The organism is Sphaerochaeta associata, assembly GCF_022869165.1.
Lineage (GTDB): Bacteria > Spirochaetota > Spirochaetia > Sphaerochaetales > Sphaerochaetaceae > Sphaerochaeta > Sphaerochaeta associata.
This window is the reverse complement of record NZ_CP094929.1, coordinates 3042796-3065683: the sequence shown is the minus strand read 5'-3', so window position 1 is coordinate 3065683 and position 22888 is coordinate 3042796. Positions and strand designations below refer to the sequence as shown.

Annotated in this window: 22 protein-coding genes; 8 read left to right on the top strand and 14 right to left on the bottom strand. The window is 46.7% G+C overall.

The genetic code is table 11. The features are described 5' to 3' along the window. Nucleotides 1-10 precede the first annotated feature (10 nt). The 3 genes from MUG09_RS14140 (at nt 11) to MUG09_RS14130 (ending at nt 3239) form a co-directional block, all read left to right on the top strand. Entirely contained in the window at nt 11-1021 is a 1011-nt protein-coding gene (locus MUG09_RS14140; RefSeq protein WP_244772087.1) for an ABC transporter ATP-binding protein, read from the top strand. Further along, on the top strand, nt 1005-1961 hold the full coding sequence (locus MUG09_RS14135; RefSeq protein ID WP_244772086.1) for an ABC transporter ATP-binding protein: 957 nt from the start codon (nt 1005-1007) through the stop codon (nt 1959-1961). Before MUG09_RS14140 ends, MUG09_RS14135 begins: the two co-directional genes overlap by 17 nt. Nucleotides 1962-2045: 84 nt before the next feature. After that, nucleotides 2046-3239, top strand: coding sequence for an MFS transporter (locus MUG09_RS14130; protein ID WP_244772085.1), 1194 nt, complete (start codon nt 2046-2048; stop codon nt 3237-3239). A 94-nt stretch (nt 3240-3333) separates the two neighbouring features. Here MUG09_RS14130 and MUG09_RS14125 read toward each other — a convergent pair whose 3' ends face one another. From MUG09_RS14125 to MUG09_RS14095, 7 genes are all read right to left on the bottom strand, one after another. Further along, nucleotides 3334-4176 (bottom strand): MBL fold metallo-hydrolase, encoded by an 843-nt coding sequence (locus MUG09_RS14125; RefSeq protein ID WP_244772084.1) that lies wholly within the window; start codon nt 4174-4176, stop codon nt 3334-3336. 169 nt (nt 4177-4345) lie between these two features. Further along, complete coding sequence (locus tag MUG09_RS14120; RefSeq protein WP_244772083.1) at nt 4346-5338, bottom strand: ABC transporter permease; 993 nt, start codon at nt 5336-5338, stop codon at nt 4346-4348. 15 nt (nt 5339-5353) lie between these two features. Beyond that, the gene (locus MUG09_RS14115; RefSeq protein WP_244772082.1) at nt 5354-6556 is read right to left on the bottom strand and encodes a substrate-binding domain-containing protein; all 1203 of its coding nucleotides are present in this window, start codon (nt 6554-6556) and stop codon (nt 5354-5356) included. Nucleotides 6557-6568: 12 nt separating this feature from the next. Next, nucleotides 6569-8044, bottom strand: coding sequence for an ATP-binding cassette domain-containing protein (locus MUG09_RS14110; RefSeq protein ID WP_244772081.1), 1476 nt, complete (start codon nt 8042-8044; stop codon nt 6569-6571). After that, nucleotides 8037-8819: a sensor histidine kinase gene (locus MUG09_RS14105; RefSeq protein WP_244772080.1), complete on the bottom strand. Its 783-nt coding sequence runs from the start codon at nt 8817-8819 to the stop codon at nt 8037-8039. The genes MUG09_RS14110 and MUG09_RS14105 overlap by 8 nt, the downstream gene beginning before the upstream one ends. A 9-nt stretch (nt 8820-8828) precedes the next feature. After that, on the bottom strand, nt 8829-10415 hold the full coding sequence (locus tag MUG09_RS14100) for a response regulator (RefSeq protein WP_244772079.1): 1587 nt from the start codon (nt 10413-10415) through the stop codon (nt 8829-8831). Nucleotides 10416-10559: 144 nt separating this feature from the next. Further along, nucleotides 10560-11459, bottom strand: coding sequence for an amidohydrolase family protein (locus MUG09_RS14095; RefSeq protein WP_244772078.1), 900 nt, complete (start codon nt 11457-11459; stop codon nt 10560-10562). A 172-nt stretch (nt 11460-11631) separates the two neighbouring features. Between MUG09_RS14095 and MUG09_RS14090 the strand changes: the two genes are divergently transcribed. The 3 genes from MUG09_RS14090 to MUG09_RS14080 are packed head-to-tail and all read left to right on the top strand — an operon-like array spanning nt 11632 to nt 14690. After that, a complete protein-coding gene (locus tag MUG09_RS14090) occupies nt 11632-12903 on the top strand; it encodes an ABC transporter substrate-binding protein (RefSeq protein ID WP_244772077.1) in 1272 nt (423 codons plus the stop codon). 60 nt (nt 12904-12963) lie between these two features. Continuing rightward, nucleotides 12964-13848, top strand: a complete 885-nt coding sequence (locus MUG09_RS14085; RefSeq protein ID WP_244772076.1) for a carbohydrate ABC transporter permease — start codon at nt 12964-12966, stop codon at nt 13846-13848. Further along, nucleotides 13845-14690 (top strand): carbohydrate ABC transporter permease, encoded by an 846-nt coding sequence (locus MUG09_RS14080; protein WP_244772075.1) that lies wholly within the window; start codon nt 13845-13847, stop codon nt 14688-14690. The genes MUG09_RS14085 and MUG09_RS14080 overlap by 4 nt, the downstream gene beginning before the upstream one ends. Here the strand turns inward: MUG09_RS14080 and MUG09_RS14075 are convergent, their stop codons facing one another. Together MUG09_RS14075 and MUG09_RS14070 are read right to left on the bottom strand one after the other, a co-directional pair. After that, a complete protein-coding gene (locus MUG09_RS14075) occupies nt 14691-16364 on the bottom strand; it encodes a cache domain-containing sensor histidine kinase (protein ID WP_244772074.1) in 1674 nt (557 codons plus the stop codon). Continuing rightward, nucleotides 16361-17098 carry a response regulator transcription factor gene (locus MUG09_RS14070; protein WP_244772073.1) on the bottom strand — a complete coding sequence of 246 codons (738 nt, stop codon included), beginning with the start codon at nt 17096-17098 and terminating at the stop codon, nt 16361-16363. Before MUG09_RS14070 ends, MUG09_RS14075 begins: the two co-directional genes overlap by 4 nt. Nucleotides 17099-17208: 110 nt before the next feature. On the opposite strand from MUG09_RS14070, the gene MUG09_RS14065 reads away from it, so the two are divergent. Together MUG09_RS14065 and MUG09_RS14060 are read left to right on the top strand one after the other, a co-directional pair. Further along, the gene (locus MUG09_RS14065) at nt 17209-18552 is read left to right on the top strand and encodes a family 4 glycosyl hydrolase (protein ID WP_244772072.1); all 1344 of its coding nucleotides are present in this window, start codon (nt 17209-17211) and stop codon (nt 18550-18552) included. A gap of 10 nt (nt 18553-18562) precedes the next feature. Next, entirely contained in the window at nt 18563-19096 is a 534-nt protein-coding gene (locus MUG09_RS14060; RefSeq protein WP_244772071.1) for a D-lyxose/D-mannose family sugar isomerase, read from the top strand. A 10-nt stretch (nt 19097-19106) separates the two neighbouring features. On the opposite strand, the gene MUG09_RS16570 is transcribed toward MUG09_RS14060, so the two are convergent. From MUG09_RS16570 to MUG09_RS14040, 5 genes are all read right to left on the bottom strand, one after another. Next, complete coding sequence (locus MUG09_RS16570; RefSeq protein WP_425314083.1) at nt 19107-19361, bottom strand: DUF4276 family protein; 255 nt, start codon at nt 19359-19361, stop codon at nt 19107-19109. A gap of 93 nt (nt 19362-19454) precedes the next feature. Continuing rightward, nucleotides 19455-19778 carry a DUF4276 family protein gene (locus MUG09_RS14055; protein ID WP_244772070.1) on the bottom strand — a complete coding sequence of 108 codons (324 nt, stop codon included), beginning with the start codon at nt 19776-19778 and terminating at the stop codon, nt 19455-19457. Continuing rightward, nucleotides 19771-20919 (bottom strand): AAA family ATPase, encoded by a 1149-nt coding sequence (locus tag MUG09_RS14050; RefSeq protein WP_244772069.1) that lies wholly within the window; start codon nt 20917-20919, stop codon nt 19771-19773. The genes MUG09_RS14055 and MUG09_RS14050 overlap by 8 nt, the downstream gene beginning before the upstream one ends. Nucleotides 20920-21090: 171 nt before the next feature. Beyond that, nucleotides 21091-21432 (bottom strand): helix-turn-helix domain-containing protein, encoded by a 342-nt coding sequence (locus tag MUG09_RS14045; RefSeq protein ID WP_244775390.1) that lies wholly within the window; start codon nt 21430-21432, stop codon nt 21091-21093. Between the two features lie 380 nt (nt 21433-21812). Further along, a complete protein-coding gene (locus MUG09_RS14040; RefSeq protein WP_244772068.1) occupies nt 21813-22883 on the bottom strand; it encodes an alpha/beta fold hydrolase in 1071 nt (356 codons plus the stop codon). Nucleotides 22884-22888 lie beyond the last annotated feature (5 nt).

The following is a 22888-nucleotide window of genomic DNA, read 5'->3' as shown; positions in this document are numbered from 1 at the left end:
AATTAGTACGATGCAAACACATGATAAGGCTTATCTGTCTGTTCGTGATTTAATAGTGGACTATACCTCCGATGGAGCTGTCATCCACGCAGTAAACAACGTTTCATTCGATTTGTATCGAGGAAAGACGCTTGGATTGGTTGGAGAGACTGGTGCGGGAAAAACCACTATTGCAAAAGCACTTATGCGAATACTCCCTGATATTTCTGCAAAAATCATATCAGGAAAGGTCATGTTGGAAGGAACAAACTTGTTTGAATTGGATGAGGAGGAAATGAGGCAGATACGAGGAGAACGTATCAGTATGGTTTTCCAAGATCCAATGACAGCATTGAATCCTGTTATGAAAGTTGGTGATCAAATTGCAGAAGTAGTCTCCCTTCACAGTAAAGTATCCTATGAGGAGGCGCTCCAAGTCGCGATTAAAATGTTGGAAACTGTAGGAATCCCAGCAGAACGACATATTGAGTATCCCCATCAGTTTTCAGGCGGAATGAAGCAACGTGTCGTGATTGCAATGGCCCTTGCCTGTAACCCAGATGTCCTCTTGGCAGATGAACCAACTACTGCTTTGGATGTAACCATCCAAGCCCAAGTTTTACGAATGATCAACAAACTGAAAAATGAAAAAGAGACATCCATGATTCTTATCACTCATGATCTGGGTGTTGTTGCACAAGTTTGCGATTACGTTGCCGTGATATATGCCGGGGAGATTATTGAGTATGGGTCGAAGGAAGAGATTTTCAGAAAGCCTTCACATCCCTATACGCTTGGGCTATTCGGTGCCATCCCAAAACTGAATGAGGATGTATCCAGGCTAGCAAATATCAAAGGGCTACCACCCGATCCCTCAAACCTTCCTTATGGATGTAAATTCCATCCTCGCTGCTCTTATGCCACTCCAGAGTGCAGCGAGCAGTCAATCTCACTGCTACCCATCCAGGGGAACCATCTTTGCCGATGTATCAATATCGGAAAAATGAGTAAAAAGGAGCACACAAATGGCACCAGTTGTTGAGGTAAAAAATCTTTGTAAATATTTTAATTCCCGTCGTGGATTGTTGCATGCTGTTGATGGGGTGACATTCTCGATTGACGCAGGGAAAACTACCGGCGTTGTAGGTGAATCAGGATGTGGAAAATCTACCTTAGGAAGAACAATTATTCATCTTTTAGACAGTACAAGCGGCGATGTGTTCTATAAAGGTAGGAATATTACCAATGTCAGGGGTAATGAATTGAGGCAATTACGTCACCAGATGCAAATTATATTCCAAGATCCTTATTCGTCCCTAAACCCAAGGATGACAGTTGAGGCAACGATAATGGAACCTCTCAAACTTTATGAACGTATGACCAAGGCAGAAATGCAGAAAGAAACCGACAGGATTATGGAATTGGTCGGCATAGAAAATAGACTGCGGATGGCATATCCACATGAATTGGATGGTGGAAGGCGTCAGCGAGTAGGTATCGGAAGAGCACTTTCACTGAAGCCGGATTTCATCGTCTGTGACGAACCTGTTTCTTCTCTTGATGTTTCTATCCAAGCCCAGATATTGAACCTCTTACAAGATTTACAGGATGAGTTCGATTTGACGTATATGTTTGTCACTCACAACATGTCCGTCGTTCGGCACGTTTCGGATAATATTTGCGTTATGTATTTAGGACAAATGGTTGAGACAAGCCCTGTGAATGAATTGTTTGATACACCGTTGCATCCATATACAAAAGCTTTACTCTCAGCAATTCCTTCAACTGATATTGATAACCAGAAAGAACTTGAAATTATTGAAGGGGAGTTGACATCTCCAATCAATCCCAAGCCTGGTTGTAGATTTGCCAAACGCTGCAAGTTCGCTGTTGATGCATGTCATCAACCACAGAAACTGGAAGAATTGCTCCCAAAACACTTCTGTGCTTGTTGCAGAGCACGGGAGCTGAATGGATTATAATCGGCGCGTGTTAAAAATTTAAGATATTCTCGATTTATTCATACATGGGCATCTCATTGTATCCAGTGTATATAGGTGGGAAACGTGAAAGTAAGAGAGCAATCGGTCGGAAAAATGGTAACTAAAGATCGAACAATTTTCAATAGAATGTTTGTAGTGATCATGGTCATTGCATTCTTTAATTACAACTCTAGCACAATGCTATCAATAACATTGCCGAAATATGCAAATGAATTGGGAGCAAGTGCTCAAGCTGTTGGCCTCTTGGCGGGAATTTTCGCGATGTGTGCACTGTTGATGCGACCCTTCTCTGGTCAGATAGTGGATAACGAGAATAAACTGGTTATGCTGCGGGTTTGCCTATCCGTAATCTTGGTCTCCCTATTTGGGCTAACCGTTTCCGACAAATACTGGATGCTGCTTGTATTCAGGGGCTTGAACGGATTCGCTTGGGGCGTTGGTTCTACGTTGATGATGACACTCGCTTCTTCTTGTTTCTCTGCAACCAATATGGCTACCGGTATTGGAATCTATGGGATAGGGCAGACTTTGGCACGTACTGTTGCTCCGATGTTTGCTTTTCCCTTTGCAAACCGGTTTGGATACAACAATCTGTATTATGTAAATGTAGCCTTGATGACAATCTGTCTACTTCTCACGTTCTTCTTGAAGATTGAATATACACCGCCTCAAAAAAGGAAGTACTCAATCAAACTCAAGGATATTGTATATTTTCCTGCGATTCTTCCCGCTTCTGTCATTCTCTGTAATTCTGTAACAAAAGGGTCCATCAATGCATTCTTGGTAATTTATGCTCTTGATATGGGAATTGAGAATATCGGTATCTATTTCACTATCCAGGCAATCACAGTTTTTGCTTTCAGGCCATTGGTATCTTGGTTGTCTGATCGCTTTGGAACGTTGAAGGTTTTAATTCCTTGCGAGCTTTGCATCATTGTCGCCATGTTGGTAATTTCAAGTGCTCAATCGGTTTTATACTTTATCATAGCATCCATTCTCATGGGTTTGGCTCTTGCTGGTGAACAACCGATTTTAATGGCGGAATGTGTTAAATCCGCTCCATCAGAGAAAAGGGGAAGTGCAAGCAATACCAGTTATATCGGTGTGGATGTTGGTGTATTCATCGGTAGTAATATTGCTGGATTTTTCGTTGCCTATGCAGGATATAAAAACATGTTCCTAGGGATGACGATTCCTGTGATCATTGCAACTATTCTATATTATGTGCTTGTGAATAAAAGAAAAAAGCATGCATGACATGCTCTTTGCAATACTATCATCAATAACATAAAAAAAGAGCTGCCGCAAAAGTGAAAGGCTTAGGCGACAGCTCATAATAGTATGCTACAAATCACTTTTTCTCATGAATATTGTCTGGATCGAATGCGATATAGTTCTTGCCTTTCTGAACCATCAATCTACCAGGCCGTTCAGGACCCCAGAAACTTGGGACCATTATTGGTGTTGCCGTGCCTTCTAACAAGTCATGACAAATCTCGATTGCAGTAGGAAGACAATCATCACCTAGAGGCTTCCCCAATGCTCTAAAATCATGGTGCCCATTATAGATCCCATCATAGTATGATCCTAAATCCCTAATTCGTTCCAATGATTGTACTGCTACCTCAATACTGGTTGCCCGCATACCAAGATTGTAGTTAAGGGCATCACCGCAGAAGAGTGAACGAGATTGCTCGTCAAGGAACATCATTTGTCCGACCGAATGTCCAGGACATTCGTAGGCAGTAATAACACGTCCGCCAAGATCGAATTTTTGGCCATCGTAAAGATGATGAATGATGGGCATTGGTTCGTCCGGCCCAGGTTCCCGGATATCAACATACAAATCATAGGGATACATATTCTTCTGACGGGCTGCGATGAGCCTTGTATCATCACGTCGGCGCTCAATATCTTGAGGAATAGGATGTCCTGCATCCTTGGGGTGGATCCAAATTTCTTCAAATTGCCTGGCGTTTCCTGTATGGTCGATATGTCCATGGGTAATGACAACTACCAATGGTTTTCGCGTAATCTTTCGAACGACGCTACGCAGATCTCCTATACCCATTCCGCAGTCTATGAGCATTGCCTTCTCTTTCCCCTCAAGCAGAAAAATACTTGCACAATCGAATTCATCAATTTCCCAAGTATTAGGCTTGAATTGAACCATTGGGTGTAAATCAGTTAACACAATCAATCCTCCTTGTTTCACTTAAGCTTCAGAGAAGCAAAAAGCGAATCTTTACCTATATTAAGCTGCAGTAAAAAGGAGCCGTAAAGCCAACGGTTTCAATAATACGTGCAATCTCTTAATGTGTCTTTTAGAGTTCTAGGTAGAGAGGGAGTAGGTGTTCTTGCTTTTAGGAGTCTTCAGCATGAGGTAGATTGATTTTGCGTCGATAGTAGAGTGTAATTGCAAAAATTAAGACAAAGCCTCGTACCAGTAATTGTGCATTGACACTCCAGCCGGCCAAGAGCATACCATTTTCTAGAACGGCTAAGATCATCACTCCTAATCCCAAGTGAAACATAGGACTTATAATGTTTGTACTTTCATTTCTTAGCAATGAATTACATCCGAGAAATACTACAGTGATGGCAATGATTTCCATGCCGATTCCTGTCGAGGGGCTGGCCACCCCGTTCAGGAATGTGAGTATGATTGCTTGGATGGCAAAAAAGAAACTCCCGATAATATAGGAAACAAATTTGACTCTATTTACCCTGATTCCGATACGTTTTACAGCAGATTCATTCTCGCCCAAGGCCTTCACATATGTTCCAAAAGGGGTCAGTGAAAATATCAGGCCATAGAGAAGCAAACAGAGTAAAGCAATCCATGTATGAGTTGTTATTCCAAGCAACGGTTTCAGTACATTCCAGTTTCCGATCTGTGGCAAACGTGTATAAGCTCGGCCGGACGAGATGGTATTAGCTACTGCACGAAAGATAAACTGTGTTGCCAGTGTGGCAGCAAATGGAGGAATATTTAGGGAGATAATGACTGCAGCATTCAATGCTCCGCATGCAACACCAGTGAGAACAGCCATCGCCATAGCTACCAGTGGGTGAGCATCATTCGCAAGAAGATATCCCATGACTACAGAGCACAATGAAATTTGGTATCCCAATGACAGGTCGATGCCTCCTCCTACCATGATGAATGAAAGTCCCACTGCCATAATAATCAATGGGGAGTTATGAGTAATTAAAAAGAGCAGGTTTTCAGCGTTAAGAAATGAATGTGATATGATTGAAAAACCAATTATGAGGGATCCAAGGAATAGAGCAACAACATATTGGTTAAGAAATTTGAAAAAGAGCCGGTGCCTGATACTGAATCTTTCCATCATACAAAGTCCTTTATATTAGATCCAATTCTGAAATAGCTGATACTTTTTCAGAAAATCATACGAGCCTATTTCTTGCTTGATTACTTGTTCCTGGGCATCATACCTTGTTTTTGTTACTTCCAGTTCCAAAACCTGCCTCCCTTCTTGTTCAATCGCCATTCTCAGCATAGTTTCTACCTCCCATGCAATACTGCGATATCCAACAAAACCTCGAAACACACTTTCATTGAGGCCGCTTTCAAGTAAAAGAGCTCTGTTCGCTTCTGTATCATCTGATCCAAATACAGCCAATTGGGTAATCCCACTTTGGATCTTACCATCACGTACATAGCGCATCATTCTCTGGTTTGCCCCGATGGCGGCATCTCCGCTAAAGGCCATGACTATATGCAGCGTTGAGCCTTCCGGCCTTGCAATGAACTCATCAACCGCTTCCTGCCCTTCCAACACGGTTTGGATGTCTTTGTTGCCAGCAGAATAGAGCCTTATTCTCGAGTCATAATACGGATTTAGAACCGCATGACCAGTTTCATCAAGCATTAATCCGCCGGCAGGCTCATCGACCTCATACTCTTCTCCGGTGTTGTCAATGTAAGTAATTGCAGCTTCTATCTCATACTTCTGGAAATCTAAACTCTTGTAATCAAAATGCCTGATAAATTTCTCTTGTAGTAATTTCATGCCTGCTGAAGTCATGATATATCCAGTTTTTGTCAAACGTTCCAAAAGCAATACGTTTACACTACCATCTGCAGCGTCGGGAAACGCTGTATCCAAGAATTGGCTCACCATTTCAGCTTTAGCTACACCTTTTAATAAACTATCACCAACGGATTGTACATCAGTACAATCAAGGAGGTCGCGAGCAATCACCACCACTTTGGTGCCATTATTTCTTGCCCGAGTAAAGACTTCACAGTAGTCGTTCCCGTCGCCCGCACAATGGATAAAAATCAGTTTTGCGTTATTGGCAATGAAATTTGCAATTTGCCGTTGCTGGGTTTCAATGCTATTGTCACAAAATAGGATTTGCGTCCGGAAGCCATAATCATTCATAGTTTTCTCAAAAGTTTGAGCAATCTCCGATGCAAAAGAATCTGAACTGGTAAGCAGACTTAAGCCAGCAAGTGGTTTTTGTACATCTTTTTTGTTGCTGCACCCGAAACTTAAGAGAATCATGAGCAAATAGAGTATATACAGCAAGGTATTTTTACGCACGAATCCGGCCTCCTAGAGAGTATCTACTGCTTGGTCATACTTAAATACAGTTTTTCTAATGTCATCAAATGCTGTTTCGTATAGGGTCCCATCTCTTGAAATGACTAAATATCTGTCGGCAAAATCATCGAGGTTCTCAATATTGGAAATAATAAAGCAAACGGCTTTTTTATTCTTATGTGCTTGTGTTTCGAGCTCACGATAAATAGCCCTCCCTGAGAGGTAATCGGTGTCATTCCATGGATCTTGACAAAAGATTGCTTCCGGGTTGGCAAGGTGAAGGCGGTACAAGATAATGGAAATAATGTCTCGTTTAGTAAGTTCCTTTACGCGGGATGCTAAAAGTGGACTCATATCCTGCTGTGCCCATTTTGAGAAGTCTTTCGCAACGAATGCTTCATATCGGTGTGAGTAGAATCCACACCGAGTCAAACGGGATAGCAGGGGAAAGCAAAGATTGTGCAACTGAGGAATGCTATGGAATGTTTTTCCTTCAACTGAGAAATTTACGAATACAACTCTATCCCTCCATCCAAGATGCTTTTGTAACTTTCCCCGTACTCTGAATTGATTGTTTTTAGCGCTAGCCGTAATGGTTTTTTCCAACACATCACTAACCATCTTGAAAGGATCTATGCATGCAACAACTTCTCCTTCATACAATACAAACGAACTCGTGTCATTGCCGAAAGGCATCCCGTCTGCCCTAATGACGATGGCATCTCTTTGTATTGGTACATGCTTCAAACTATGTTTATCAGGGAAAATGTTCATAAGAATGGAATCAATTCGCTCTACAGAAACCAGCGAAACATTCTCAAGTGCATGCACAATGCTACCAGTTGAGAGAAAAACGATGGTATCTGAAATAGCTTTTAATATTGTTACTTTTCTGCTTGTCACAAGAATGGCAAGCCCCCTCTTCTTCAGTCGATTGATAAACTGGGAGAGTAATTCCAATTCCTCTCGCGATAGCTCAAGTGAAAGATCGTCGATTAGAATGATATGGGTTCCAAGAAAATAGGAGCGAAGCAATTCGATGAAAAACTGTTGCAATGGGGTGAGTGTACTTACAAGCTGAATAGGATTGAATGGCAGCAGGAAGGCTTGCAGGCATTCTTCAACTTCTTTGATTATAAATGTCTTATGAAGAAATACTTGTCGGTATCCATGGTTTTTGAGGACAACTAGATTCTCCCAAATGGAAAGGCCTTGAATCAGTGAGGATGTATTGGAAACACGCTGAAGCTTTAACTCGTTGAACTCATTCATGCCTTTGTGATAGGTTTTTCCTCGTACGAAGAAGAACCCATTATCAAGTGCGACCTTACCGGTAATAGCATCTAGGATCGTCCGCTTTCCGGAATCATATAAGCCAAAAATTCCTAGTACTTTCTCGGAATGAAGGGAGAAATTTACTTGACTTAATTTCCGTTGGTTATTCTTCTCGACACTAATGTTAACTGCACGAAAAAGTTCATTACTCATAGGCATTTGAAATTTCATTGCGGGGGAGAAAGAGCTCAATCTGGGTTCCTTCACCTTTGCAACTGGTAATATTCATGCTGTAATCTTGACCGTAGAATAGTTGGATTCTCCTATTCACATTCAATAAAGCAATCCCATTCTCATTTTGATCCTGAGTATCATGCAGGATGGATTCCTGGTTCCTCAATTTATCACGCAAGGCGTTCAATTCTTCAATGCTCATCCCTTTTCCATTGTCAATTACCTTGATACTGGTATGATTCGCAATCTTCTCAGCACTAATAATGATGTATGCTCCGCTTGTCATGTCACGGAACCCATGGACGATTGAGTTCTCCACAAGCGGTTGGAGTACAAGCTTTGGCAAGAGCATATCCATGAGTTCTGCGTCATGCTGATCACACCGAATTTCCAGTGACATGCGGTCCTTGTACCGATATTGTTGGATAGTCATGTAGTTCTGAACATTTTCAAATTCATCCTGCAAGGTGATCAGGTTCCCTTTCATGCTGATATTGTATCGAAAGAAAAGTGAAAGGGCTTTTGTGATTGAAGCGATTTCTTCTGCTCCATCGATTATTGCCTGTGCACGGATGCACTCAAGAGCGTTGTACAGAAAATGGGGATTGATTTGAGCTTGTAGAGATCTGATATTCGCTTGTTTCATCAGCAACTCACGTTCGTGATTGTTGTTGGCTTCCAGAATTTGGTTTGCGACTCGCTCATCGATCATTCGATGCAACTTCTCTTCGCTGATAATATGGTATTTTTTCAAGAGAACATCCTAACTGTAGATTTTCTTATAGTCTGTCGGCTTAATCCCCACAATCTTTTTAAACACTTTGCTGAAATATCTAGGGTCTAAAAAGCTTACCTCATGAGCGATTTCCTTAATACTCAGATTGCTGCTTTTCAATAAATTCTTAGCAATAGTCATACGATACTCCATCAAGAAATCAGTGAAATTCTGGCTGGTTTCCTTCTTGAAGATGGAGGAGAAATAGACCGAGCTTAAGCCTACTTCAGAAGCTACATCGTCGAGGGTGATTGGATTGGCATACTTGCTTTTTACGAAATCCATAGCTAATCGAATTGGCTTTGTGTTTCTTTGATACATATGGTCACGGACTTCGTCCATCAAACCAGACAACACTCGAATAAGTGTACTACGGCATGTGGTAAACGATGTAACCATTCGCAGTTCATATCTAATTTCCTTTGCAATGTGCTCTATGGTATACATCTCGGCGAGTGTACTTTCATGTTGTTCAAAGAAAAGTTCTGGGATGCTTCTGACAAAGTGCTTGACCTCACTGCTACTGATTACTTGCGACGGGAAGGAGAAGAGTTCCTCAATACACGTCGAATACTCTTTGATATTCAAAGTCTCGAATGCTTTCTGGATTCGCTGTTCCAATGCATGTAGTGTAGGCTCGAGGGATGGTTGGTGTTCGGATCCATGAGCCTCAGCAGTGATGATGGTTCCCAGTTTTGATGCCATCCGTTTCCAAGCAGCATCTGTTGCTTCAGTTTTTGATGTGTCAATTTTATTGATGTCCGCATAAGCACTACCGATACACAGAGTGGCTGTAACTCCACCAAACATTTCAACGTTACGTTTGACGACGGAAAACAACTCATACAATACTGATTGTAGCGATTCAGTATTCCGTTCAGGATAATTGAGGATTGCAATGATATCATCCCACTCTCTTGTTGCAATAATATCATGACAATACGGAGACAAATGTCCAATAATTTTGTTCTGGACTTCACGATGAATGGATGCTGGATTTTCTGGAATAGAACGGGGTTTCCCGATACTATCGATGCGAATGAGAATTACTTGAAAAAGGCCTTTTTGAAAATTGGTTCTGTATGTTGTATTGAGTTCTCCCAGAGCAACTGGTTTTGCAAGAAGTTTTTTTGCGCCTTTGAGAATGAAATAATGATGTATGTCCTGTTCTTTACCGCTGGGAATACTCTCATTTTTATGTCGTAACTGCCATGCAATCTTCCCTAATGCAGTGTTTAATTCGTTTTTGTCTACTGGTTTGAGTAAATAATCAGAAACATCATATTTAAGCGCAGTATACGCATAATCAAATTGGCGAAAGCCGCTGATTATGATGAATTTACAAGTTAGTCCCATTTGAACTGCTTGACGAATTACCTCCATCCCACTTTCTTTTGGCATGCAAATATCGGTTATTACGATATCTGGATTTTCTGTTCTGATTTTGCTCAGCAACTCTTCCCCATCAGAAGCCATATCTACAATTTCAAGGTTCAGCGCCTCACAATCAATGAATCTCGCAAGCATTTGGCATATTCTATGTTCATCGTCAGCTATGATAACTTTTAATTTCATGAATCCATCCAGCATCAAGGTTTAGCAATAGTAATTGTTAGTTTAGCATAGACCTAGGCCGGGTACAAATTGAAAATACAAGATACAGCTGCTGGGTAAGGTCAGAAGAGATCGTGTACAGTTTAGTGTATTGAGACAATGCAATTATCGTAAGAAATATATACGTTCGGCATTCCCCCAAAACACCATGCCCTGCTCTTTTTCACTGAAGAGAGCCAACTGGTAATCGAGCAGCTGTTGGTAGCTGTACTGCACCAAAGTTGAAGGGGCGTCGGTTCCCCACATCAGGTGTTCTGAGCCTGCTATGCTCTTTGCCAAGTTGATGAACGCCTGTGCAGTCGGGAAGGGATAGTCTTCAGGGCGCACCTTGTGGTGCAGGGCTGCCAGGTCGAAGTGTATATTCTCTGCTTTCATGGTTTGGAGGGCTTCAGTAAGCTCTATCTTGTGATGCCTTCTGGGGCTCGCCAGATGGCAGACGACCACTTCAAGAGCAGGAAAGTGCTTTGCAATGTTGCTGATGGCCTTGGGCTGGTGGGAACCGTCGCCCGGGCTTCCAAGGTCGAAGACCAGGACTCCTTTCTTCGCTGCAATCTGCTCGTAGAAACCCATCATCAGACTGTTGTCCAAGGCGAAGTCGGGGTGGCTTCCCATGATGCCGCAGCCGGTGGACATCTCGAACTTGAAGATGGAAAAGCTCTTGTGCAGGTTGTCCATGATCTTCTGTGCGTTACGGCACCAAGGGTCGAAGGTGGCGGCAGCTCTGAAGCGGGTGGGGTATTTCATTGTTATTTCTTGGAGATAGTGGTTGGCAAAGCCTAGAAAACCACCCTGCAGCAGTACAGCCTTCTCGACATGGTGGGCGTCCATTATTCCCAGAAGTCGCTCGGCAGGGAAGGTGGTGTCACCATAGGAAGCGGGGATGAGGTCGATTACCTCCCCGGTGGCCCAGACAGCCTTTCCATTGGGCAGAGCCCTCAATTCCCCGTCGGCTCCAAAGCCGCACAGCTGTTCAAAAATATGGGCATGGGCATCAATATAAGTCATGGCAAGGCCTCCTCGTTTCCTGTACGCTACTAGTGTTTGAGCCATCGGTCAATGGAGGTTTCGTTTCCACCAATGTCAAGAAATGATACTACTTTGTCAAAACTCTCTTGCTGGTAAGAGCGACAAAACCACCGCAGACTACGCTTACCTAGTTCACAAATGGAGGCTTGTTATGAAAAAGACCCTAGTACTGCTTCTCATCGCCCTTCTGGCAATGGGAACTGTGTTTGCAGCTGGATCGAAAGAAGCTGCAGCACAAACCGGACCTGTCACCCTCAGACTCAGCTGGTGGGGTGGAGACTCCCGCCACACGCCGACCCTCAAGGCCATGGAAGCCTATACCGCACAGAACCCCAACGTGAGGTTGGAAGGCGAGTACGGCGGATGGGACGGCTACTATCAGAAGATTGTCACCCAGATCGCCGGCGGCACCGCTGCCGACATCATCCAGATCGACCAGCCCTGGCTTGCCGAGCTCGCCTCCAAGGGAGACGTATTTGCAACCATCGACAGCTCCATGGTCGACCTCTCCCAGTTCGATGCAGACTTCCTCAAGAACTACTGCACCTACGAAGGCAAGCTGCTCGGTCTTCCCACCGGAACCAACGTCAACACCCTCATCGTCGACCCGGCCATGCTCTCTTCGTTCGGCATCGATCCCAATACCGTATGGACTTGGGACAATATCATCACCGAGGGCAGGAAGATCAACGCACAGGACAAGACTGCCTACTTCAGCGGAGCAACTCCGGACATCCTTCGCTACTGGTTTGAAATCTACATTGCACAGCTTGCCGGCGCAGTTGTAGACAGCAACAAGAAGGTTGCATTCACCCAGGCTCAAGGTACCGAAGCTTTCACCTATTTCAAGCGTTGGTTCGACGAAGGCATTGTAGCTCCCTTCAGCCAGACATCCCTCTTCTACCAGAAGTTCCAGGAGAACCCGAGTTGGATCAACGGCAAGATGGCCACCAGCTGGACTTGGGTAAGCTCCATGGACAAGGACATCGGAGCCAGGAAGATGGAAACCCGTCAGTTCCCCGTGATGGCAGGAGCCAAGAACAGCGGAGTCCTGATGAGACCGTCCCAGATCTTCGTTGTCAACAACAACTCCAAGAACAAGGCAGAGGCCATCAAGGTCCTGAACTACCTGTTCACCGACGCCCAGGCGCTTGAGCTGCTCGGCCTTGCCCGCGGCATTCCTTCCACCGTGGTCGGAAGAAGCGTCCTTGCACAGAAAGGCATGATCACAACCATGGCGGAGAATGCTACCAATGAAGGCATCGCCCAGGCAGGCCTTCCTCAGAGCGTCTACCAGATGAACAGCGAAGTCATGCAGGTCATGCAGGACGTCATTGATGAGTTCGGATTCGGCAAGCTCACACCCGCCGAGGCTTCCGCAAAGCTGATCAAGAATCTTGAGGCCACCCTCGCATCACTGTAAATCGTTATCGTCGGTCATCCGTCCACCACGGACGGATGGCCTCTTGCAAAGGGAATTGAGATGCATATACGCAAACGTTACAACTACACGGGATACCTGTACATCCTGCCTTGGATCATTGGGTTTCTGGTTCTCCAGCTCGTTCCCCTGATCAACTCGTTCTGGTACTCCTTCACCAATTTTCAACTCTTGGGAGACCCTAAGTTTTTGGGTCTGGAAAACTACAAGAAAATCTTTACCGCCGACCCGACGTTTCTGCAGTCGCTGAAAGTCACCTCATACTATGTCCTGATCGCCGTCCCGCTCAAGATCTCCTTCGCCCTGGTCATAGCGATCATCCTGAATCAGAACATCAAGGGTATCAACCTGTTTCGTACCCTCTACTACATACCATCCATCCTCGGCGGCAGCGTCGCCATCAGCGTACTGTGGAAGTACCTGTTTATGAACCAAGGGGTGGTGAACAACCTTATAGGCATCTTCGGCATCAAGGCCGTGGATTGGCTGGGCGATCCCCGCTATGCACTGGGAACCATCAGCCTGGTCACCGTTTGGCAGTTCGGCTCTTCCATGCTGCTCTTTCTGGCAGGACTGAAACAGATACCCGTCAGCCAGTATGAGGCTGCACGCATAGATGGGGCGGGGCGGATGCGCATCTTCTGGCAAATCACCATACCCGAGCTCTCTCCGATAATCCTGTTCAACCTCATCATGCAGATGATCAACGCCTTCCAGGACTTTACCAGTGCATTCGTCATCACCCAGGGAGGTCCGCTCAAGTCGACCTACCTCTATGGCCTCATGCTCTACGACCAAGGCTTCAAGTTCTTCAAGATGGGCTACTCCTCTGCTCTCTCGTGGATCCTGTTCGCCATCATCCTCTTCTTCACCAGCCTGACCTTCCGCTCCTCCGAGTCCTGGGTCCACTATGGAGATTCGCTATGATCAAGAGAAAAACCCCTCTATCAAGATTTCTCTCCTATTTCTTCTTGATCGCCCTCGCCTACATCATGACTTATCCGCTTTTGTGGATGATCGGAGCGGCCTTCAAGAGCAACGAGGAGATTTTCGGCACCATCGGCTTGTTGCCCAAGAACCCGATGTTCGGTGCATTTGCCGCAGGATGGAAAGGAACCGGCCAATACGGCTTCTCCACCTTCCTGTACAACACCTTTTTGATGGTCATCCCCACCGTCTTGTTCACCGCAATCAGCGCGACCTTGATCGGTTATGGCTTTGCACGCTTTGAGTTTCCCTTCAAGAAGACGCTGTTCACCATCATGCTCTCCACGATGATGCTGCCGGCGACCGTCATCCTCATCCCCCGCTACATCTTTTTCCGCAACCTGGGGTGGCTGGACTCCTACCTGCCGTTCATTGTTCCTGCGATGCTGGGCTGCTTTCCCTTCTTCAACTTCATGATGGTCCAGTTCTTCCGGGGCCTGCCGCTGGAATTGGATGAGTCGGGCAAGCTGGATGGCTGCAACAGCTTCATCATTCTCAGGGACCTGTTGCTTCCACTCTGCAAGTCAGCCATTTTCTCGGTCATCGTCTTCCAGTTCGTCTGGACGTGGAACGACTTTCTGAATGTGTTGATCTATATCAGCAGTGTGGCAAAGTACCCGGTGGCACTGGGCCTGAGAATGACGATGGACATCTCCACCGAGTTCGACTGGAACCAGATCCTGGCGATGAGCCTGATCTCGATCGCTCCTCCGATCGTATTGTTCTTCGCCGCCCAAAAGTATTTTGTCGAGGGTATTGCCACCACCGGCATGAAGAACTGATCACTCTCTTCGCAGTGGAAGGACGATTGTAACGGTCACCCCGCCTTCAGGACTGCTGGCAACGACAATGGGGGACTTCCCTTGGGAGAAGAGCATCAGACGTTTGTTGATGTTCATCAGCCCAAGGGATTTCTTTTTCTTCAGCACATCGCCGTCCATGGTGTTCAGCCCGGCAAGCTCTGATTCATTGATGCCCTTACCGTCGTCAGAGACAACGATTTTCAGCATCTGTTCAGCCGTGTAAGCCGTCAAGGTAATGTTGAGCAACCTGTTCTCGACGAATCCGTGGTTGAAGGAATTCTCCAGGATCGGTTGGAGAAGCAGGCTGGGAACCCTCACCTCGAGCAGGGTCGGATCGACCTGTTCGGTGTAGGTGAACCGGCCGGGGAATCGGATTTTCTGCAACTCTACGTAATAGCTGGTCTGTTCAAGCTCCTTGGAAAGGGGGACTCCTGCAAAGTCATCCACCTGCAGCGAGTACTTCAGCAGTTTGGAGAGCAGCAGGATCATGCGCGATACGTCGTTCTCCCCTTCGGACAGTTTGACCGCCTTCCAGTTGATGGTATCGAGGGTATTGAACAGGAAGTGAGGGTTGATCTGCATCTGCAAAGCCCGATACTCCATCGCCTCCTTCTGCCACCTCAAATAGTCCTGCTCCAAAAATGTCTTGATCACATGGTGGTTCAGGTAGTCGAAAATGTTGCGGTACTGCTCGGGTCCCTCGCCGGTAAGGTCGGCATCGGCGACCTGGGTGAGCTGGCGCATGACATTGGAGAGGAATTTGCGCTCCTGTCGATTGGTTCGATGGGTAAGGTACAGGCCCAGCAACAATGCTATGAATGTAAGGGCGATGGTGTAGTACATCAGGGTAGTTGAGAGTCGGTAGAGCAGGGGCTTGTACATTCCAAGCGTATACTCCCATCCGTATTTACTGGAAGTCGCTTCAAAGTACTGCATGTCCTCTTTTGCGTACTGAAGGGGTGTATTGGAGAACAGCAGCTCGCCGCTTCTGCTTCGGACCTCCAGCACTTCCCCTTCCTGGAACTGGTAGGCTTGGGCCAATGAGTTCTCCTTGATGTCCAGCACGATCACACCGATGCGGGCATTCAATTGATTGGTTATCGGGCGCATGATGCGGATGATCGTCTGCTCGGTAGGAGTTCCCTCCTTCAGCTGTACGCGTTCGGAATAGCTTTGACTGGATGGAGGCAGACTCTGGTAGGTTGTGAACCAGGAGCTGTCCTCCAGGTGTGAGAGAGGTATGAAGGCAAGGTCTGCACTGAGGACCAGGCCCTGCGGGTTTTGCAGGTATACGTAGATGTTGTGGATGTACGGCCGGGCGTTGGCCGGGGCGGACAGGAACGAGCGGATCAGACGGAGCTCTCGGTAGTTGTCCAGATCGACAAGCCCCCCTTCCTGAAGGACCCGCATCAGGCGGGCCATCATCTCGGGGTTGGTGCTGAACATCAGGCTCAGGCTGTCCATCTCATCCAAGATTACATCGTAATAGGCTTGGACGGCTGAGAGTTTCTGGTTCGCCTGGAGCACCGAGTTGCTGCGGATGAAGTTGCGTGACAGCAGCATGGCCCCTCCTCCCAACAGAAAGGCCACGATGACCAACGGGAGGCTGTGACGCATGAAAATCCTGACTATCCGATATGGTCGTGCACTCATTGTCCCATCTCCGTCTTGAATTTCTGCGGGCTCTTGCCAAAGAATTTTCGGAAGGTGCGGCAGAAGTTCTGTGTATCCTGATACCCCAGAGCACGGGCTATTTCCTTGTTCTTATACCCGATTTTGCTTTCCAGCATCCGTCTGGCTGTCTCCATCTTCACCGAGAGCAGGTAGTCTTGGAAGTTCTGCCCTGTCTCCTCCTTGAAGAGCCGGGAGAGGTAGCTGGTGGTCACACCGAGCTCTGATGCAATGTTTTGCAGGGTGCAGGAACTGAGGCGTTTCTCTACGATAGCGAAGGTTTGAGACACCAGGGGATTGCCTGCTTCCTGAAGAGAGACTGTGTGTGCTGTAGGGGTGGTGCCGTCGAGGGTGTGACGAATCTTTTCAAAGGTTGCGCGAATCTCCTCGAAGGCTGCGGGTTTGACCAAGTACTCCTGTACTCCGTAGCCTATTGCCTTCTTGGCGTACTCGAAATCGTTGTAGGCGCTCATGATGCAAAAAAGAGGGCTGCTTGGAAGAGCCTTCAGTTGCTCGATCAACTCAAGGCCGCTCATGAAGGGCATGCGGATGTCGGTAAGTACGACATCAACACGCTCCTCTCTGCAGTAGGAGAGTGCGCTTCGGCCGTCGCCGAAGGCCCCGACCACTTGAAACCCTATCGATTCCCAGGGGAAGTAGTTGCTGAGCCCTTCCAAGAGCTCCTTTTCATCGTCTACAATAACCAGCGTATACATAGGCATACTCTACTAGGAAATGTCAAAAAAAGATACTCAATGTCAAGGTAAACAACCTGTTCCCAGAGACAGCAAGGGGAGAGACTATACCTACTGATAGGAGGGATGAGATGAAAGAGACCCGTATCTGCATCATCGGAGGCGGTGGCCGTCTGTGGGCCATCCAGTTCATGAAAGACCTTGCGTATAATACCATGACCCATGGGACCTTGGTTCTGTACGATATCGATAAAGAGGCCGCCCGCAACAACATTGCGGTTGCCAATCAGGTGTTTGCCGTCAATAAGAGCGAGGGACGATTCAACGTCATCGCCATCGACGATCTTGGAGAGGCCCTCAGCGGCTGCGACATGGTCATCATCTCCATCGAGCCGGGCAAGACGGAGTGCCGCTATGGCGATTTGGTGCTTCCCGAGCAGTACGGCATCCTGCAGTCGGTCGGCGACACCACCGGCCCGGGCGGCATCATGCGCGCACGCCGTGCGCTTCCCATATTTTTTGATCTGGCCAAGAAGATCGAGCAGTTCTGCCCCGATGCCTGGGTGATCAACTACACCAATCCGATGACGCTCTGCACCGCTGCACTGTACAAGGCATTTCCCGCCATCAAGGCCCTGGGCTGCTGCCATGAGGTGTTCCATACCCAGAACTTCCTGGCAAGGAAGGTCAGTCAGTGGTTTGGCGTCGCCACCCCCGACCGCAGGGAGATCAAGATCGACCTGACGGGTGTGAACCACTTCACCTTCGTGACCAAGGCCTTCTGGCAGGGCCACGACCTGATGGCAAAGCTCATCGAGGAAGTACAGGATCCTGCGACCTTCGCCGATGAGACTGCAATCGCCAAGGAGCGTCTTGCCAATGAGAAGTGGTTTGACTGCGACCAGAAGATCGCCCTGGCTTTCCTGCGTGACTTCGGCGCCCTCGGTGCTGCCGGCGACCGCCACCTCGCCGAGTTTGTACCCTACTTCCTTACCAGCGATGAGAACCTGCACACCTACGGGGTGATCAGAACCCCGTATGAGTGGAGGATGAGGACTGCGGCGGAGAAGCGGGGCAAGATGTTCAAGGACGAGGACCTCAAGGCTGTTCTCTCCGATGAGGAGGGCGTGGATATCATGCGCTCCCTGATGGGGGATAAGAGCATGGTCACCAACATCAACCGGCCCAACGAGGGACAGATCAGCTACCTGCCCAAGGGAAGGATTGTGGAGAGCAATGGGCTTATCAGCGAGGATTCGATCAGACCGATCGTAGCCACCGATCCACCGCTTGCGATCCAGAACCTGATCAAGCAGGTCAGCGACGTGCAGGAGATGACCCTTGAGGCGATTTATAATAATGATGACAACCTCTTGTTCACCGCCTTCCTCTCCGATCCATTGATGAATTTGAGTCTGGACAAGGCCCGCGAGCTCTTTGACAAGATGCTCAAGGCCTCGGATTTGCAGTATTAAGGGGGAGGGTATGATCAGCAAGAGCGAGTATGAGAAGGCAGTGGAGAGGACCATCTCTTTCTTTGGGAAGGCACAGATTGTGCTCACCGAGGAAGAGAAAGATGCAATCGAGGTTGCCGACTTTGGTTTGAACGACCTTTCTCATACCGGCCTTGAGTTGGTCACCTACCTGAATACCGAGCGCGTCTGTGCCAAGGAGCTGGTATTGTTTCCCGGCCAGACGTGCCCTGAGCACCGTCACCCCGCTTTCGGCTCCTACATCGGCAAGGAGGAGACCTTCCGTTGCCGATGGGGGAGGGTGCTTCTCTACGTAGAGGGTGAACGAACAAACCCCATCAAGGCCAAAGCGGTCGATGGGCTCTACACGGTCTTTCATGAAATCGAGCTGCTTCCGGGAGAGCAGTATACCCTCAAGCCCAATACCAAGCACTGGTTTCAGGCAGGGGATGAGGGAGCGGTGGTGTCGGAGTTCTCAACCCCCAGCTTTGATGAAGAGGACATCTTCACCGACCCGAGGATAGTCAGAACGCCGAAGATTGGCTAGAAGGTTTTTCTCATTCTAGAAGTGAAGCAATCCACGTTTCAAAACATGAACATTGCTCACGGATTCGTGGTATTCCGATGGAATCTGCAATGGTGCATCCATGGATGGTCTTTTTGTATGCATTGTACATATCGATAAGAATTATTGAAGGTGCCCGGTTTGTGTTGATCTTTTCCGGGTTTCCTCCATATTCAGCCATTATTGAACATAATTTGTTTCCATCCAGAGGCAGCATATCCCCCAGAATTCTCACATCAGAGAACAAGAGAGCCTAGAATTCATGCATTGAGAAGTATGGAATGCAACGTCTCTGTACATCAAGGTTCGGATAGAGCGTATGAAGTGCATTTTTTGTAGCTTAGGAAAGAATTGTCTCAATCTCCTCTGGTGACAATTCTCTTCCGCTGGCGTGAGCAAGTTGGATATCTTTCATTCCCGGCCAGGAAGCATCCAGACGAAAATAATCAAACATAGAAGAGAGCATAGTATATGAGCTTTGCTTGAGAAGTATGCGTGCATCGTTTGCAAATCGGGCAAATGTAACGACACCTCCCTTGTGTCCAGGTGTGCCGATGAGTCTTGCATGCAGAAAGCATGCTTTCTCTGCCAAGTAAGGAGCAAGAGTATCTCGCATAAATGTCTGCTCTGTGTAGCCTTCAACAATACAGTAAACATCACTCATGAACCGGACCTCCAGAAAGAACTTGCTTCTTCCAGAGGTCCCCGAGTGAATAAGAAGACAACCATGTTGATAATGGTTCTGTTTGTAGACGACTAAATGTGGACTGCCCCTCTTTTCTATCGCAAATAATTACATCCTCAGGCTCAAACTGACTGATCAACTCCGCTGACTGTGTGGCAATAATAAGCTGAGTGTCTTTGCTTCTTGCTTTCATGAGTTCAGCCAAAATGGTAATAGCATATGGGTGCAATCCCAACTCAGGTTCATCGATAAGAATGGTATCAGGATGTTTTGGCTGTAGAAGTACAGTTGCCAGGCAGACAAACCTAAGCGTTCCAGCAGATAGGGCTTGGGGCTTCATAGGGGAATCTGTTCCTTTTTGTTTCCAGAGTAATCTAACCTTATCGTCTGAAAAAGGCTTGAGTATGAAATCCTCAAAGAAGGGTGCAACCAGCCGCACTGCTGATACTATGTCCCGGTATGATGATGCAAAGTTGGGATGATTTCTAAGAAAAAGGAGATAACTGGCAATATTCGATCCATCGAAACGAAGATATGACGTGTCAAATACATCCTGAGTTCGTTTTGGTGGAGAGAGCCTACCGGTGTCATGGAAATGATATATCTGCCAATTCTTAATGGATTCGAATATTGCCTCCTCAGAATGTGTTTTTGATTTCTCTTTTTCTTCCAGGAGGGCGGGCGTGAATCCATCTTCTGAGTGTAGGCTTCTCCAAGGTCCGTCACTGCTATCTTGTATACGTTCACTCTCAATACGCAACAAATCATCCTGTGTTGGGACTAATGAGAAACGATATCCAAACTCTCCGAAGTGTAGTGTTATATCGATGTGCTGAGCAGAGTCTTTTCCTTTGTAAAGAAGATCGGTGGCTGTTCCAGCATCCAAAACATAACTCTTCACATCAGCATGGTTGAGGTTTGGCAATGGCAATTTGGCAAATGCCCGGATGAATTTGAAAAGTTCCAGGAAATTACTCTTGCCTGAGCCATTTGCCCCGATGAGAATATTACTATCCGCAAGCGGAAAATCTTCAAGGCTTCGTATTGACGTAAATCCTTTTACTGATAGTCTCTCCAATCTTGCCATCACACTTGTTCCTTTTCTGCTCAAGCCTACCATACTTGACTCCTCCCTGCAATGAAAGGAGGGAGGAGGGGTGAACTGCTTCAGACAAGAGGTTTGCAAAAATTTGTAAGCTTTCGATAAAAAGTTTACAAAATCATGCAAACTATTCCTTAATCTTTCAGCGGCAACACTTCAGTGACCATGAAGTCGATGGATGTTTGAGGTTTAGAAAGAAAGCTGTTGTTCATCCAAACCTAGCGCCTGGGCAACCCGTTTCCTTGATGCTTGCCTGGGACGTTTCGCCTTTTCCATCTGACAGTAGGCAGCTTGAGAAATATTGAGCCGATGAGCTACTTCCTCCTGGGTTAAACCCAGATATGTTCGCCATGCTGCAATGACAGAAAGCTCATCCAACAGATGGAGTTTTACCACAGCATTGGGGATAGTGATTTGTTCATCCTGCTTTGTATGGGCCAGCAATCTCTGAAAGTCTTCTACGGGTACGAGGTAGTAATGTGTTTTACCGTCCGATCCAACTACTCTGCTATACTGAGTATGTGCGTTCATCACGTTTTCTTACCTCTTCTACGCTTATGATTTCAACTGTTTCGAGTATATTGAATAGTACTCGATAGCTTCCAACTCTCATTCGATAAGCATATCGATGATTTGCCAGTTTGATAGCTTTCAATTTCCATTCAATTTTCATCAATAATATAAGCAAGTTATAAGTAAAAATCAAGCATAATATTATATTTAACTTATAAGCTGGTAGTGAAAGGTGTTGGATAACGACTAATCGTTGTTCTCTTTTCACCCAAACCTACCCGACATGCCTCCTCCCTGCAATAATAAGGAAAGAGGAGGGGTGAACTGCTTCATGCAAGATGTTTACAAATATTTGTAAGCTTTCGGTAAAAAGTTTACAAAATCTTGTAAACTATTCCTTAATCTTTCAGCGGCAACACTTCATTGAACATGAAGTCGATGAACACCGATGGCTCGGTATACACACCATTGTGCCCTGATTTCTCAAGCCAGAGGTGGTGCTTGCTTGGAGCACTAGTGTGGGAAAACCATCGCTCGGTGATGGCTGCTACGCAGCTGTAGTCGTATGCGGCATTGATTACGATAAGCGGACATTCGAACTGATTTGCCTCGTCCTCGAGGCTGCGATGCCTCAGTTGTGGGTAGACTTCTTTCACTCCTTTCATCAAGCCTCTGATCAGATTGATTCGATCGAAGAGCGAGTGCTCGGGGGCGAGAAATAGAATTTCCGAGCGAAAGCCGGCATCAGAAGGGGCGTTTGGGCTGTAGGAATACAGACGGGAGAGCACTGCATAGTAGGCATCCCCGTCACCGACTACGTTCCCTTTTTTGTCCAGCTTTTCGTAGGGTGGCAGGCCGATGGCTTCAAGTTTTTTGATTGTTTTGGTATCGCCCCGCTGTTTTGCTCCCTCCAATATCATCTGGTAGCCGATCGTGTCGTTCTCGGTGGAGTTCACATGCGGAGAAGCCGCAATAAAAGCATGGTAGAGCTCAGGTCTTCTCTGGGCGGCCAAGGCTCCGATGAACCCGCCCCAGGAGTGGCCGAGCAAGAAGATTTTTTCTTGTCCATGCTTTTCCATCAAGTACTCGGAGAGGGCGACGACGTCCTGGACATAGTCTTCGACGGCATTGCCTTTCTTAGTTGCACTAAAGCTTGCAGCAACACCCCGTTGGTCCCAGCAGACGATGGTGAAGTGTTGGTGCAGGGGACCGAGGTACTTTCTTACCCAGGCAAGCTCCGAGCCGCCGGGGCCTCCGTCGAGCCAAAGAAGTATTGGGTTGTCCTTGGTTGTTCCTGCAGTATAAATGGTCTGCTTGGTGTTGTTGATCGATACCCGCTCTTTGCCGGAAAGCTTCAGGGTGAGGACATTCCCATTCTCATCGAACACCTTCGCAGTGTGAGTGCAGGAGGTTGCCAGAAGAAGCAAGCAGAGTAAAAGTACGCTAACTACGATAGTTTTGTGATGCATGGTTG

Excerpts from the sequence above, each read along its gene's own strand:
- MUG09_RS14140 (WP_244772087.1), top strand. The coding sequence starts at position 11 with ATGCAAACACATGATAAGGCTTATCTGTCTGTTCGTGATTTAATAGTG.
- MUG09_RS14135 (WP_244772086.1), top strand. The coding sequence starts at position 1,005 with ATGGCACCAGTTGTTGAGGTAAAAAATCTTTGTAAATATTTTAATTCC.
- MUG09_RS14120 (WP_244772083.1), bottom strand. The coding sequence starts at position 5,338 with ATGATGGAAAGATTCAGTATCAGGCACCGGCTCTTTTTCAAATTTCTT.
- MUG09_RS14110 (WP_244772081.1), bottom strand. The coding sequence starts at position 8,044 with ATGAGTAATGAACTTTTTCGTGCAGTTAACATTAGTGTCGAGAAGAAT.
- MUG09_RS14100 (WP_244772079.1), bottom strand. The coding sequence starts at position 10,415 with ATGAAATTAAAAGTTATCATAGCTGACGATGAACATAGAATATGCCAA.
- MUG09_RS14095 (WP_244772078.1), bottom strand. The coding sequence starts at position 11,459 with ATGACTTATATTGATGCCCATGCCCATATTTTTGAACAGCTGTGCGGC.
- MUG09_RS14090 (WP_244772077.1), top strand. The coding sequence starts at position 11,632 with ATGAAAAAGACCCTAGTACTGCTTCTCATCGCCCTTCTGGCAATGGGA.
- MUG09_RS14085 (WP_244772076.1), top strand. The coding sequence starts at position 12,964 with ATGCATATACGCAAACGTTACAACTACACGGGATACCTGTACATCCTG.
- MUG09_RS14080 (WP_244772075.1), top strand. The coding sequence starts at position 13,845 with ATGATCAAGAGAAAAACCCCTCTATCAAGATTTCTCTCCTATTTCTTC.
- MUG09_RS14075 (WP_244772074.1), bottom strand. The coding sequence starts at position 16,364 with ATGAGTGCACGACCATATCGGATAGTCAGGATTTTCATGCGTCACAGC.
- MUG09_RS14070 (WP_244772073.1), bottom strand. The coding sequence starts at position 17,098 with ATGTATACGCTGGTTATTGTAGACGATGAAAAGGAGCTCTTGGAAGGG.
- MUG09_RS14065 (WP_244772072.1), top strand. The coding sequence starts at position 17,209 with ATGAAAGAGACCCGTATCTGCATCATCGGAGGCGGTGGCCGTCTGTGG.
- MUG09_RS14060 (WP_244772071.1), top strand. The coding sequence starts at position 18,563 with ATGATCAGCAAGAGCGAGTATGAGAAGGCAGTGGAGAGGACCATCTCT.
- MUG09_RS14055 (WP_244772070.1), bottom strand. The coding sequence starts at position 19,778 with ATGAGTGATGTTTACTGTATTGTTGAAGGCTACACAGAGCAGACATTT.
- MUG09_RS14050 (WP_244772069.1), bottom strand. The coding sequence starts at position 20,919 with ATGGTAGGCTTGAGCAGAAAAGGAACAAGTGTGATGGCAAGATTGGAG.
- MUG09_RS14045 (WP_244775390.1), bottom strand. The coding sequence starts at position 21,432 with ATGAACGCACATACTCAGTATAGCAGAGTAGTTGGATCGGACGGTAAA.
- MUG09_RS14040 (WP_244772068.1), bottom strand. The coding sequence starts at position 22,883 with ATGCATCACAAAACTATCGTAGTTAGCGTACTTTTACTCTGCTTGCTT.